This window comes from Corynebacterium sp. HMSC06D04 (assembly GCF_001807315.1).
Classification (GTDB): Bacteria; Actinomycetota; Actinomycetes; order Mycobacteriales; family Mycobacteriaceae; genus Corynebacterium; species Corynebacterium simulans.
In genome coordinates this window covers 1-13,046 of the sequence record NZ_KV788563.1, presented here as the reverse complement: position 1 = coordinate 13,046, position 13,046 = coordinate 1, and the positions used below count along the sequence as shown (strand labels likewise).

The following is a 13,046-nucleotide window of genomic DNA, read 5'->3' as shown; positions in this document are numbered from 1 at the left end:
GCCCTGGGGTGGAACTGCTAACAACGTAATGGGAGAGAGGGGGAGAGAAGGGTGTCCCCCGCAAACAATGCCGATCTCGGTGCCCGCGTTAATCGCGTCCCGAACTGATTTTCCACCCGCTTGCTGCTTTGCGTTGCTGCCAGAAGTGACGGTAGATACCGGGGACATCGGAAAGCTCAGAATGCGTGCCTAGCTGGCTGACTTGCCCGTGTTCATCCAAGACTACGATTTGATCAGCAGATTTGATTGTATCCAGCTTATGGGCGATGACAATAAAAGTAGATTGCTCCCGTAGCTCGTCCATCGCAGCAAGAATGTTTGCCTCATTTTCTGCATCGAGCGCGGAGGTAGCCTCATCAAAGAGTACAATCGGCGCTTGCTTGAGAAGCGCGCGAGCTACAGATACGCGCTGGCGTTCACCACCGGATAGAAGCCGCCCGCCTTCACCAACAGGAGTATGCCACCCTAGGCGGTTGGCAATAGAAGTCACGCCTGAAAGATCAGCTGCGCGGAAGACTTCCTCATCGGAGGCGTCGGGACGACCAACGCGGATATTAGCGATTAACGAGTCGTCGAAGAGGTAAACGTCCTGAAAGACCATGGACAGTCTGGACATTAACTGTTCGGTTCCAAGCTCGCGGATATCTACGCCGTCAACCATCACCGCCCCGGAATCTACATCCCAGAATCGCGAAATAAGGCGCGCAATTGTGGTCTTTCCGGAGCCAGAAGGACCGACAATGGCGGTAACGGTGCCTGGTCGAGCATGGAAAGTGACATCTACCAATACTGGTTTATCGCCGTATCCAAACGTGACATTAAGCAGCTCGACATTTCCCGAACCATCGCCTAGGCGCGGAGTAGTGGGTTCTGGCAGGGAAGGGGCATCGGTGATGAGCTCAGTTTCTGTGAGCGCGATACGGCCGGCATCTAAACCGACGAAAGAAGAACCCAGCTGTTCAAGCGTGCGGGTAAACCTCAAGCTGATTCCGATGATCGCAATTGTTTCTAGTGGCGATAGGGCGCCTTCAACGGCAAGATCCGCGGAGACCATAATGAGAGCCACAATGAAGATCTGCACTATTATGCCGTTGAGTAGCAAAGCTAATGTGGATACCCATAGCTCGCGTATTCGTGCTTTATGGTCGATTTCTAGCGCTTGCTCTAGTGGCGCAAAAACTTGTGATTGTCCTGCCGCGCGCAGGGCTGGTTGACGGTTAGCAAATTCTACGATGCGCTGGGAGAGCTCTTTACTCGGCCCCAGTGCGCGGTTCGATGCTTTCTCACGAATCCATGCAGCCAACTGCATCACCACGAGCGCCAATGGTGCGATGATAAGAAGGACCAAGCCCAGCTTCGGGTTCCAGAAACACGCTCCTACTAACAAGGTGACAAGTGCCGCGCTATCGCGGTATATCGTTCCTTGAATATGCGCAATGGTCTCGGCCGCCACCATAAAGCGATCTGAAACGAGGCGAGATAGGCCGCCGGTATTAGCCGGTACGAACCAGCCGAGCGGTAGCGTTGCTAATTTATCGCCCACAGTCGTGTGCGCGGCTCGGATGAAATCCAAGGCCGTGTGGTAAGAGGCCATGGTTGCGAAAAATCGTAGCGCAAAAGCTACGAGCGCAATTGCCAAAAGCGTCCACATCCATGGTGCGATCGTCGTATCCCCATCGAGTGCCTTTGTAAGTGGCACGAGCGTGAGAACGGCGAGGCCATCAAGCACGCCAACGATAAGCGATAGACAAGCATACCTTTTATTGAGCTTATGGCCTACAGGACTTTGCAGCTTTTTGACACTGCGAGTGAGTAGCGGATCACGAAGACGCGAACTAACAGGCGTAGTGGCATTAGACATGAGAATTATCCTTCATAGGCTTGAGGCAGATTATTTGGTCTGCTCCTTGGATGGACTCCGGCTTGTGGGCGATGACTAAGACGGTCTTGCCTCTGACGAGTGTGGCTAGAGCTGCTTGAATTTCTGCTTCGCAGTCAGGATCAGTTGCCGCAGTAGCTTCATCCAGGATCAAGATTGGGGCATTGGTAATGATTGCCCGGGCAATAGAAATGCGTTGCTGTTGTCCACCGGATAAAGAGGTGTCCTCACCAACAACGGTGTCGAGCCCAGCCGGTAAAGCGCGAATATCAGCAGCTATGTGCGCAGCCTCTGCGGCTTGCCAGATCTCTTCATCGCGGGCTTCTGGGCGTGCAAGGCGAATGTTTTCCCGAATACTCATACGCAGTAAGTGAGGATCTTGTAAGACGAAAGCCACAGTGCGGTACAAACTGTCGAAAGTGAGATCACGGATATCCACGTTGTTGATAGTGATTGTGCCCGAATCTGGATCCTGGAAACGCGCCAGCATCGTTGCTGCTGTGGATTTGCCAGACCCGGAGGGGCCAATCAATGCCGTGACAGTGCCTGCATTTAGTTGCGCAGAAAAGTCTTGGAGGACTGGTGTGTCTGGGGCGTAGCTAAAGCTGACCTTATGGAACTCCACCTCCATGTCTTGACTACTGGCATCGAGTCTCTTTTGGCCTTCTTTCACATGGGAAATTGTCATGACTTCATCAAGGCGCAACGCCGCATTGCCAGCGAGCTGGTAAGACCACATCATTTGGCCGACGGTTTGAATCGTGCCTGGGAGCACCAGCGCAATTAACGTTGTTGCGATGACTTCAGCGACCGTGACATAGCCACCAGCTATCAGCAGGGAACCGACTCCTAGATTGATAAGGATGAGGACAGGAACCGCCACCACAGACTCTGAGATTGCGGAAACACGCAGAAGCGGACGTACCCACTCGTAATAGAATTCCGCGAATTTTTGGGCAGCTTCGCGATATCGAGCGTGGGCTTTGCCAACGGTGCCGAAAGCCTTGACGACGGAAATACCTTCGGAGAACTCCACCGCAGTCGCAGAGACCTCACCCAGATAATTATCCATTTCCGCAGTTTTTGTGCCCATATCTTTCATTGAATATGCTTGGATTGCTAGGAAAATGGGCACAGTGGCAATAGAAAGTAGACCAAGGCGCCAATCCAAGATAAAGGCATAAACCAGAAGCGCGAGGGGCGTAAAGATCGCGGCGACCTTCTCTACAGGAGCATGGGCTGTCAGGGTGTGCAGAGTTAACGTATCGTCCTCGACGGCTTTGCGGACTTTGCCGGAATTAGTCTGGCTAAACCACGAGAGTGGTGCTTTCGCAATAGCGGTAATAATTCGGCGCCGGTTAATCCCCACCAGCTTTGCATCAGCGAAGTGGGTGATTGCAAGGGCAAGGAAATAGAAGAATAGCTGGCCCAAAAATGCAGCAAGTAGCCATTTCACAATGGACGCGACGTCATCAGTTTTGCCGTCGATTAGAGCATTTCCCAGTGCCACCAACGCGACGTAGGGTGCTACGGCGAGTACCGAGGATATAAGCGCGAGAAACTGTGCGAAGTAGATGGTTGTTTGCACTGGGGCCAGTAGTTTTTTTAGAGCGACCTGGCCGGCTTTTAGTTTTGCGTGAGCCTCTTCTTCCGGTGACGCACCGTGTGATTCTGGTGCGTGGGTTCCGCTTGATTCTGTGGAACTTTGTTTTAGTTCAGACATTTCTTTCTCAATTCTTGTTGATGTCAGTCATATCGATGATTCTGGTGACTGATTCTTGGATGAATTCGTGGTCATGGGTGATGACGATGACCACTGCTCCGCTTGCTGCAAGAGATCGAAGTAGCGCAGAGATGGATTGCAGTTGGCGCCAGCCCACGCCAGAGGTAGGTTCATCGAAGATGTAGATCGCTGCTTGCTCGGCTTGGGCTGAAGCTATGGCTAAGCGTTGCCGTTGCCCACCGGACAGAGACTGCGGATGCCGTTGGGCCATTCCTGCCAGATCGAGGCGATGGAGAATCTCATTGACATCGATGTGGTCCCGCTTCTTCTTTGCCAGTCCGAGCGTGACTTCTTCTTCGGTGGTGGCTGCGAATAATTGGCGGCCAACATCTTGCATCACCATGTACGCGGCACGTCTGCGGGCAGCCGCTCCTACTCGTTTGCTGTTCAAACGGAGACTACCGCCGCGTTTGGGAGAAGCAAGACCACAAATGATCCTGGCGAGGGTGGTTTTTCCAGCGCCGTTGGGCCCGATTAAGGCGGTGACTTCGCCGCTGGGGAAAAATGCGTGGTCAATGTTTAATACCTCATGCGCGCCATAAGAAAAACAGATGTTGCTTAGCTCGAGTCCGCTCCGCTGGGGATCGGCGTTTTCGAGCGTGGGTGGTACCGGCACGCTCGCGGGCAGGGGAACATGGTGTAAGCTGCGTAGCCCCAATTGTTTGCGTTCGGGTTCGTCTAAGGCATAAAACTCCTGAGCGCGGAAACTCCGCGTTATTTTTCCCTGAGTCAAGTAAATAACTTGGTCAGCGATATCTTTTAAGAAAAAGAGACGGTGATCAGCGATAATGATCGTTGTGCCTAATTCCTTCAAGCGGTGTAGCACGCGTGCAAGAATATCGATGCTTTCCATGGAGAGATTGGACGTGGGTTCATCGAGAAGCACGAGACTGCCCGGGGACACAAGCGCGCATGCGCATGCCACGGTTTGTAACTGCCCACCGGATAATTCTTTGAATCGCCGGCCCCGAAGATCGTTAATGCCTAGTAGCTCGACCGCTGATTGAATCCTCGACTCAATTTCTTTGGGATCTACACCAAGGTTTTCTAGCCCGAAGGCCAATTCTGCATTGACGCTTTCAGTGAAAAATTGTGTCCTTGGATTCTGGAATACTGAGGCGCTGAACTCGATGGCTCGGGACAGCGGTTCTTCCGCAGGGGTAAAAGCCTGGTCATCCTTTATAATAGTGATGGTGCCTAGTAGCTCTCCTGGATTGAAATGGGGGATGAGTCCGTTGATCAAATTGAGTACCGTGGACTTTCCCGATCCGGAATCACCGGTAATCAGTAGACACTGTCCTGGAGAGACAGAAAAAGACACATCAGATACACCTTGAATGCCTGGCCGAGCTCCCAATGGATATGTAAAAGAAACGTTGTGGGCGTCTACACTGGTTGCGATACTGCGTTCGTTCATAAGTGGACCTCCGTGGGAAGCCAGACAGAGGCAACAACGAGGCCCAACCCAGCTAGTGCAGTTGCATCGACAAGCTTGAAGGAAAGATCGGCGGTGGTGGTTGGGCGTGCGGGTCCTCCCAATCCCCGGACAAGAGCAGAGGCAGCGAGCTCATCACCAGCGCGGACGACGGCACCTAATAAGGGGATGATCAACATCGCGGACGATTGTGTGGGCTGTGTGATCCAGCTTTTTACTCCAGGCTGGAGACCCCGAAGGACCATGGCATCGCGGATGGCTTTGGCTTCTGCCACGATGATCGGCAAAACGCGCAGGAATACCGCCGGTGGAATGGTGGCCCAGCCTGGTAAACGCAGGTCCCGCAGTGCTGAGGTCAACGTGGATGGTGTGAGAGTGAGCAAGCCGAATGCGCCGATGGACATGCTGATGACAAAACGGCTTAGCCACGAAAAAATTGCCGCTGAAAAAGCGAAAAATGTGGAGCCAGGAAGCTGTAATAGGCCCCAGTACCCTAGATAGGATAATGCAAAAGCGAACAGGCAAATAAGACCATAGTGTGGCTTTACTGTAGCTAGTGCGATGGAGCTGAAAGCGATAGAAATCAGCAGTGTCGGTAGGTGGCCGTGGCTGAGAGCTACCGCATTGATTACTAGAACAGAAAGTAGCACGGTCCGTGGATCGATCGAAGATCGACGAAGCACGCCCTGTTTTTGCAGGCTCACAGGAGACCAGCGCTTTCAAAGTGTTTGCGGCTGACGCGAACTCCGACCTTTCCTCCGATAAAGCCGACGATGAGCGCACAAATGGCCAGTACTCCAATGGTCCATGGCTGGAAGATATCCGACATGGCATCGGCATATTCTTGACCCATTTGGTCTGCGATATCGACGTAGTAGGAGTCCGTATCCAGAATTAGCGGGATAAAAGGCATAGAAATCCAGACACAGAAGACGCTGTAGGCAATAGGGAAGGATCTGGCAATACTGAGGTGGCTTTTTGTAATAATCAAATCCGCGATAAACCCTAGAATTATGCTTCCCAGCAGGGTCCAGAAGTAGTGTCCGGTGAGCATGAATGCTAGTCCGTTAATACCACCGACGAGGGTGAAAGCACCCATTTTGGGCGTGCGGGCGGCATAAAGCGCTAGCACGATTCCGTTTGCGATTGCCGCGATGAACCATCCAATAAACATGAATTGTGGTCCTGCGAATCCAATCATTCCGCTTACAAAGGTGATTACAAAGTAAAGTGCAGCAAAGATACCAGCGTTGATGAGATCTCTGGTGTTTAAACGTGCCGTCGCCCCACTGGATGAGCTTGTACTCCGTGCGGGCGTAGAGGACTGTTGGGTCATAGTAAACCTCGATTCATGAACAGCTGGAAAGGCAAGGCTTACCTAATACAGATAGTGCTGTATATAAACTATTTCTAGTTTTGATCTGAAGATTCACCCTTAATGGGGGCGAATGTAGATAAGCGGACATCAAACCAGAGCACGACTACCGACTATGCACCGACAAAGTAAGCACCAACGGCAAGACAACCCTGTGAAGAACAATCGCGGTGGTGCTGCTATTGGCGATCACACCCGCAGGCCCGTTCGTGGTTTTGCTGCGGCCTTCTTCTATACGGCTTTGGGCGTGGTTGCGGCCAATGTATCTATGATTCGGCGCTTTCTTGGCCGGGTGGAACGAGATGAAAAGACCCCGCCACCTGAACGCCATGAGCCACAGCCGCCGCGCGATCCGGCGCTGGCTACCGCGCACCCGAACGCGCCGCCTGCGCAGCATGTTGCCTAAGACCAACTGAATACGTACCACACAGTTAGCTCGGAAAACCGATAAAAGGTTCCGGGCTATTAGTCGTTTTAGAGGGGACGAACCATGTTGTGTTTCTTATTGGTTAGCGCCTGGATCACAGCGAAAACGACTAAACCCACCGCGATCAAGCGGTGGGTTTAGCTATGCGGAGCAGTTTCGCAAATGATTTAAGCTAGATTCGCAAAACCGTCGATTGGAGTCTTTTGCGAAACTACCCACCCACCTGCAACGACCCGAACCACAGCTATGGTTTCCGTCGGTTTCCGTTCCCGGTTCCGTCGGCAGGTGGGCCGGGGCGGTGTCGGAGGTGGGGGCACACCACGTGGTTCGTCCCCAGTCCTAGCCCCTATCCGCGAGAGGGACAGGATAACGCCACGACCGGAGACACACCCCGCCGCCAAAGTCACAAGCAAGTTTATGTTGCTGGAGGTCTACGCGACGCGCTTAGCGCATACGCTGTGACAGCCCATAGCGCGGAGCCAAAACCACCGCGCCCCTTGTTTAAGGAAGAGCCTGATTACTCGGGGATCTCGCTGAGTTGGGCCTCAATCCGATCCAACCGCTCGGTGATGTTGCGTAGGTGCTCCACGATGAGTTGGTTGGAACCATCGATCGCCGTCGCCGTTTCGCGTCGTGCGCTGGTGACGGTGCGTACCACCCAGACGGTAAGAGCAACGAAGATCGCGAGTGGTAGTGCGGCGGCGAGGATGACAAGAAATACGGTAGCGGTAAGTGTCACGAAGATTCCCTTTTCTGTTCTTGATTAATCAGGTGCCTAATGTGGTCTGGAGTTACTTCAAGCTGAAACGGAGCGACCCAGTAGTGCTTCCTCACTCGGCTCTCTCCGAGCTGTTCCAGGCCACTCTCGATGAGTCCAGCAGCTTCCAAGCGGTTGAGGTGCTGGTAGAGCAGTGGCCGAGACATCCCGAGTCGGCGGGCCAGCTCACTGACATGGGTCGAATCCGTCTCTAGGGAGGCGATAATTCGCAACCGAGGCTCACTTCCGAGAGCACTGAGCATTTGAGCGAGCCGTGCTGCGTCCATCATCCCTCCGTATCGTAATCGAACGATGTCAGGTGTAAGTATATGCTTACAGTCGGCGGTGTGCAAGTTCTGCCGGGTCTGGCGGAGACGCTGCCCGACTTAAGACGTGGCCGGTGTCCCATCACGTCCCCTCTTCACCCTCCCCAAGAAGAAACCCAGCCGAAGCACACACCACAGCTGGGTTCCTTCATGGCTTACAGCGTAGCCAGCAGCTACAGCCGCTCGATGTCTACATCGCCATCGAGAATCCTCGGCTCTACCTCCATGTGGATCCCGCGGTAGGGAAGTAGTGCGCGGATAATGTCGTGGGTGATGTCGATGCCTGGAGATGGTTCGTCCCGCAAAAGGTGGTACAGGCTAGGGCAGTAGTCCACGCCGGGAAACTCGTCCTTTGCTTCGGGAACGCACCCGTCCGGGTCAAAAGTCGTGCAGCGAATGATCAGGTCGTCGTGGACACTATTGGGCAGATTGATGGTGAGTCCTGGTGTGGTGGCAGACATGTCTGCAACCGTGGCCTCGTTTACAGACCGGGTAAGCGGGATTAGGCCGCGGGCGGACTCACCGCCTTGGATGCGGGTGAGTCCCGCACGGTTTCCGTAAGTGTCGGCCAGGGTGACAAACGTGACGCGCACCGGGGCAGTGGCCACCGACATGGAGTTAAACGCGGTGAGGACGTTGATTTCGCGCTCGGTGATAAGCCCCTGCGGGCCTGTGAAGCTAATGACGTGGTTGTAGAGCGCGGCGGTGGACATGGATAAGATGGTGTCGGCCACCTGTTTTCCCTGTTTCAGGGTTTCGGTGACTTGGGCGAGGTCGTCTACCTCAAGCTCGGCGGTGAAGTACTGGCAGTACAGTGGTGTGCTCATGTCGAGTGTGGACATGGTTCGTCCCTTTCCTTTGAGGGTGTGAGCAGTGGAAATGTCAAGTGTCGGGCACGGTAACAGGTAGAAATTTGCGGATACGCAAACTGTCCGCGCGGTGGGTTGCCGATGTGTGAGGTATGGCAACAAGCCGCGTGAGTTAAGACAAAATTGCGGATACGCAATCGCGCTCGACGGTGGTCACGCTAGTCGGTGCGGGGTGTGGTTGAGGCTCCGCGCAGGTCGCGCACGTATCGGTTAGCCACAACCGGGGGCAGCGGATCTACATGTTGTGGTGGACATAGCTGTGGGCCACAAAGCGGGGCCTTGAAGGACTTGGTGGGTAGGATTAAGGCCGTGTCCGAGGCTCGCGCGGGGGTGCTAAATATGGCATGTCCCTTTTTTGATCTCCACAACATGATGTGGTGGTTCGTCTGGTAGATGTTTGCGGAACCGCAAACATGCAGGCCATATAAGAAATTCCTGCGAAGTTGGCGGTGTGAGGCCACCTGCTTGCCAGATTGCAGATCGGCAAACAAGACTATGTGTAGCGGAGTGCACTGCGTGGCCTAGCTACGTAGCATCCACTACACCGCCCCATTCCACTGCGATCGTGCCGACGAAGGAAAGGCCCATGTCCAGTAACTACACCACCGCCGACTATGAGGCGATCATCGCCAACTACACACCACACGCCGTGCGCTCTGAGCCGTGGAGCCACGTTGCCGACTTCACCCGCGAGTGCGTGCGCGCACTTAACATCACCCCGGATAACACCAGCCGCGACGCACTGCGCAACACGCTCAACTGCGTGTCCAAGCTCGCCGCCTGGGTCTGGGTGAGCTACGGCGTGGTGACTGTCGAGACCGTCTTCCACCCCGACATCATCGGAAACTACTTCCTTGCCGGAGATGGTGCAAAGCTCAGCCCGTCCACCGCAGGAACCCAGCGCTCGCTGCTGTGTCGTGTGGCGGAGGTGATCAACGACGACTGGAACCCTGACTACCAGCACCCGATTAGCTACGAGCCAACCCTTGAACCCTACGACTCTTATGCCTGTGACAGGATGTGGGATTGGGCCGAGTCGCAACCCACAGCTGCCCGCCGCCGCAACTTCACTACGGTGCTAGCACTCACGCTTGGTGCGGGCTTGCGCGCAGGAGAAATCTGCACGCTGCGCGGCAAAGACGTGCGTGTTGACGGCGACGGGGTGCTGCTGTTTCCGCACGGCTACCGCGGGGCTGGCCCGCGCGAGGTGCCACTGCTCAAGTCTCATATCGAGGTACTTCAGCCGGTCATTATGGCTACCGGCCCGGAGGACTACCTGTTCAGGCCAGGCCGCGACAACGAGAACGTCAGCCAGCTCTCGGCGTATCTCCGCCGGGTAACACCTAGTACATCGCCGGATATGGTGCCGGATACCCGCAGGCTGCGCAATACGTGGATTATCGACCGCATTGCAGCCGGAGTTCCCGCTGATGTGCTGTGTGCTGCGGCAGGACTGAAGTCCTTGCACCAGTTTGAGGACTACGTGGTCGAGGCCGGAGCTAACCGCCGCCATGCCTACCGGATTCTTTTGGCCGGAGGATCGACTCATGGCACCCCAGGTGGAGGCCTGTACGTGCTGTAGCTCGGCTCACGGAGACTTCCTGAGCTATCCCTAGCGATTGCGGATATGCAAAGTTGGATTGCGGATACGCAAAACTCGCCTCATGGCGCTCAGACCGCACCAGGGACGAACCACCCTGTGACCTGCGGGTTTACTCATGGTCTGAGGTAAGAAGGCACCGCCACCTATTTCGTGGTGTAGGTGTGCTCACCTCGTGAGCCATGAACGACACCCATGTAACTCACACCCGCCTTACCAGTGTCGGAAACATGCAGTTTCCAACCCTCGGGTCACTGACTGCCGTATCGGTTGCTGCGATGGCGCGGCCACAAGGGCTTGCCTGTGGTGACCTCGATATTGGCAATGACACGTCCCGTCGGGATCATCTCGCCGCGGATGATTCGGGTGATGGTGGAGGTGGGGATACCGCAGGCCTCGGCCAAGTCTTTGGCACTGGGATAGCTCCCGTCCAGGGTGAGTTTCTGGACGTTGCGGGCAAAGTCCTGCAATTTCCGCATGACCGGATCGTGGGCCTCGATATGGGCATTAGGCCAGTTGGCGTAACGCCTGACCGGAGCCTCGGCGGGAAGGTCGGAAGCCACGAGACCACTTCCTTTGAACAAGAAGAAAAAGACGAACCACCTAAGTCTAAATACAATGAGGTCTACGCTGTGATCGACACACTGACGACACGCGGATTACTGCCACCTACAACTCCTACCGTTGAGCGCAACCGCAAGCGCGTGCTCGCCACGTACTTTTGCTACATGCGCGACCGCTGGTACGACGACATCTCCGTGGACGGCTGTATCTACCTGCTGCGCGATGGCGGAAAGATCCGCACCTACTTACAAGCCCGTACAGCGGATTTATCCAAATCCAGCCTCAATGCCACCCGCCGCATCCTCAACCGCTGCGCAAGCCATGTCATTGGCCAAGAAGGCGCGCTGGAGTGGGCAGAAGAATTACCGGAGGTCTTTTACCCGGCAGCTACGGCTCCGCGCCGCGCCTACAACGCCAGCGAACTTATCCGAATCGACGACTGGGTTCACTCCCGCCCCCGCCGCGAGTCGCGGCGCGTGGCCTGCATCATCGTGTCACTGGCTTTAGGTGCTGGCATGTCCACCGAGGAAATCTATCACTGCCGTTATGGCGACTTCACCGACTTTGGCACAGTGCTGGCGGTTCATGCACGCGGTGGTCGTGGGCTAAAGCCGCGTACCGTTCCGCTGACTGCACCTTTCGACGACCTCATGCGCCAAGTGCTGCATGGCGTGGGCGACGACCGTAGAGACGAACCACTGGTAAAACCCAACTCGGCGCGCCGCCGCAACGATGCCACAGGCCCACACCTGATTGCTGACTTCATCCACAAGCCCAGCCAGAACCCATCGAGTACCGGCCTTGCCCCGACACTGCCCAGGCTGCGCTATACCTGGATCGCTACTCATGCCGCTAACCATCTGGTCTATGCCACCGGAAGCATCCAGCCCTTCCAGGACACGTTTCACCACATGATCGTTGAATCTGGCGCGCTCACCGAGACCGAATACCGTGAGTGGATCAGCGGCAACAGGGACGAACCAGACTACCCGCCGCTTCGAGTCGTCGAACCGAGAGCAGGAGGCGAAGTCTAGGTGGCCCACTTCAACACCACACCCACCCCGCTGCTTCGCCTGGATGGAGCCAGCGTTTCCTGGGCATTGACCATCATCGACCGCACCGACATCTGCCACCATCTTGACACCTGGAGGCGAGTAGACGGCTACGACCCCGCCAAAGGAGGCAGGCCTAAATCCGTTAACGACCGCACCATCCTTGCGCTCTACCTGATTCTGGCGCGTTCTGGTCAACCCATGCATTTGACCACCATGACGACGCTCCTGGCCTCGCCTGATACGACAGACAAGGCTTTAGAACTCCTTAACCTGCCCAGCCGCGATAAGGCACGACGGGTAGGTGACTTTTACGCAACCCAGCACAGCAACTGGTACTACCGCCTGTGGCGTGCGCTGCACAGCTTCCTTGATGTCGTTGACCCATTCGACAACATCCCGCACCGCGCCAGGCTTACCCGTGCTGAATTCAACCGGCTGATGGACGAACAAGACCCTGAGCGCCGCGAGGAAAAATGGCAGCGCGCCACCTACGTGTTCAATGAGCTAGTTATGGCAAGTACCGAGGACATGCCCGAAGAATACCGAGCCAACTGGCAGGGAGACCTCACCCTAGACGGAACACTTATTCCAGGCGTGCGCCGTGGCAACAACCGATGGACGAACCGACCGGACGATCTCATGTCCTCCGAGCCGGAGGCAGGCTGGTACTCCCGTGACGAGCGACAAGAAACACATGGCGAATCAAAGCGAAAGCGAAACGCCAAGCATGTGTGGGGTTGGGAGGCCACACTTGTTGCCGGAGTCATCCGCGACCAAGGCCCATATGCACAGCCACACCTGATTATGGGCATGGCCTTCGACCGGCCCAGCCACAACCCTGCGATCCGTGGGTTGGAAGCCATGCGGCATTTAACGGATGATCCTGAGACACCTAAGGGCACAGTGGTGGGCGATCGTGCTTACTTCGCGGTGGCTAAGACCGGACCTGACCCCTGTTTGGTAGACACCTGATATC

At 55.5% G+C, this 13,046-nt stretch carries 13 protein-coding genes; 4 read left to right on the top strand and 9 right to left on the bottom strand.

Going from position 1 to position 13,046, the window contains the following annotated elements:
- Positions 1-88: 88 nt before the first annotated feature.
- Genes HMPREF3155_RS11880 through HMPREF3155_RS11860 form a run of 5 tightly spaced genes read right to left on the bottom strand, consistent with a single transcriptional unit; the run spans position 89 to position 6,433 of the window.
- Positions 89-1,861, bottom strand: a complete 1,773-nt coding sequence (locus HMPREF3155_RS11880) for an ABC transporter ATP-binding protein (protein ID WP_061921189.1) — start codon at positions 1,859-1,861, stop codon at positions 89-91.
- Positions 1,854-3,602, bottom strand: coding sequence for an ABC transporter ATP-binding protein (locus HMPREF3155_RS11875; RefSeq protein WP_061921192.1), 1,749 nt, complete (start codon positions 3,600-3,602; stop codon positions 1,854-1,856). Before HMPREF3155_RS11875 ends, HMPREF3155_RS11880 begins: the two co-directional genes overlap by 8 nt.
- Before the next feature lie 7 nt (positions 3,603-3,609).
- Positions 3,610-5,079 carry an ABC transporter ATP-binding protein gene (locus tag HMPREF3155_RS11870; protein WP_062036168.1) on the bottom strand — a complete coding sequence of 490 codons (1,470 nt, stop codon included), beginning with the start codon at positions 5,077-5,079 and terminating at the stop codon, positions 3,610-3,612.
- On the bottom strand, positions 5,076-5,747 hold the full coding sequence (locus HMPREF3155_RS11865; protein ID WP_235591016.1) for an energy-coupling factor transporter transmembrane component T family protein: 672 nt from the start codon (positions 5,745-5,747) through the stop codon (positions 5,076-5,078). Before HMPREF3155_RS11865 ends, HMPREF3155_RS11870 begins: the two co-directional genes overlap by 4 nt.
- Positions 5,748-5,797: 50 nt before the next feature.
- Positions 5,798-6,433: an MptD family putative ECF transporter S component gene (locus HMPREF3155_RS11860; protein ID WP_061921197.1), complete on the bottom strand. Its 636-nt coding sequence runs from the start codon at positions 6,431-6,433 to the stop codon at positions 5,798-5,800.
- A gap of 193 nt (positions 6,434-6,626) precedes the next feature.
- Here HMPREF3155_RS11860 and HMPREF3155_RS11855 point away from each other — a divergent pair, with 193 nt between their 5' ends.
- The gene (locus HMPREF3155_RS11855; RefSeq protein WP_070433408.1) at positions 6,627-6,878 is read left to right on the top strand and encodes a hypothetical protein; all 252 of its coding nucleotides are present in this window, start codon (positions 6,627-6,629) and stop codon (positions 6,876-6,878) included.
- A 538-nt stretch (positions 6,879-7,416) separates the two neighbouring features.
- Here the strand turns inward: HMPREF3155_RS11855 and HMPREF3155_RS11850 are convergent.
- From HMPREF3155_RS11850 to HMPREF3155_RS11840, 3 genes are all read right to left on the bottom strand, one after another.
- A complete protein-coding gene (locus HMPREF3155_RS11850) occupies positions 7,417-7,638 on the bottom strand; it encodes a hypothetical protein (protein WP_005323143.1) in 222 nt (73 codons plus the stop codon).
- Positions 7,635-7,919, bottom strand: coding sequence for an ArsR/SmtB family transcription factor (locus HMPREF3155_RS11845; protein ID WP_230310978.1), 285 nt, complete (start codon positions 7,917-7,919; stop codon positions 7,635-7,637). The genes HMPREF3155_RS11850 and HMPREF3155_RS11845 overlap by 4 nt, the downstream gene beginning before the upstream one ends.
- 236 nt (positions 7,920-8,155) lie before the next feature.
- Positions 8,156-8,824 (bottom strand): hypothetical protein, encoded by a 669-nt coding sequence (locus HMPREF3155_RS11840; RefSeq protein ID WP_005323141.1) that lies wholly within the window; start codon positions 8,822-8,824, stop codon positions 8,156-8,158.
- A gap of 613 nt (positions 8,825-9,437) precedes the next feature.
- On the opposite strand from HMPREF3155_RS11840, the gene HMPREF3155_RS11835 reads away from it, so the two are divergent.
- The gene (locus HMPREF3155_RS11835) at positions 9,438-10,433 is read left to right on the top strand and encodes a tyrosine-type recombinase/integrase (RefSeq protein WP_049358834.1); all 996 of its coding nucleotides are present in this window, start codon (positions 9,438-9,440) and stop codon (positions 10,431-10,433) included.
- Between the two features lie 269 nt (positions 10,434-10,702).
- Here the strand turns inward: HMPREF3155_RS11835 and HMPREF3155_RS13480 are convergent, their stop codons facing one another.
- Positions 10,703-10,930: a helix-turn-helix domain-containing protein gene (locus tag HMPREF3155_RS13480; protein WP_144676499.1), complete on the bottom strand. Its 228-nt coding sequence runs from the start codon at positions 10,928-10,930 to the stop codon at positions 10,703-10,705.
- 153 nt (positions 10,931-11,083) lie between these two features.
- Between HMPREF3155_RS13480 and HMPREF3155_RS11830 the strand changes: the two genes are divergently transcribed.
- Entirely contained in the window at positions 11,084-12,049 is a 966-nt protein-coding gene (locus tag HMPREF3155_RS11830; RefSeq protein ID WP_083281317.1) for a hypothetical protein, read from the top strand.
- Positions 12,050-13,042 (top strand): hypothetical protein, encoded by a 993-nt coding sequence (locus HMPREF3155_RS11825; RefSeq protein WP_246817735.1) that lies wholly within the window; start codon positions 12,050-12,052, stop codon positions 13,040-13,042.
- Positions 13,043-13,046 lie beyond the last annotated feature (4 nt).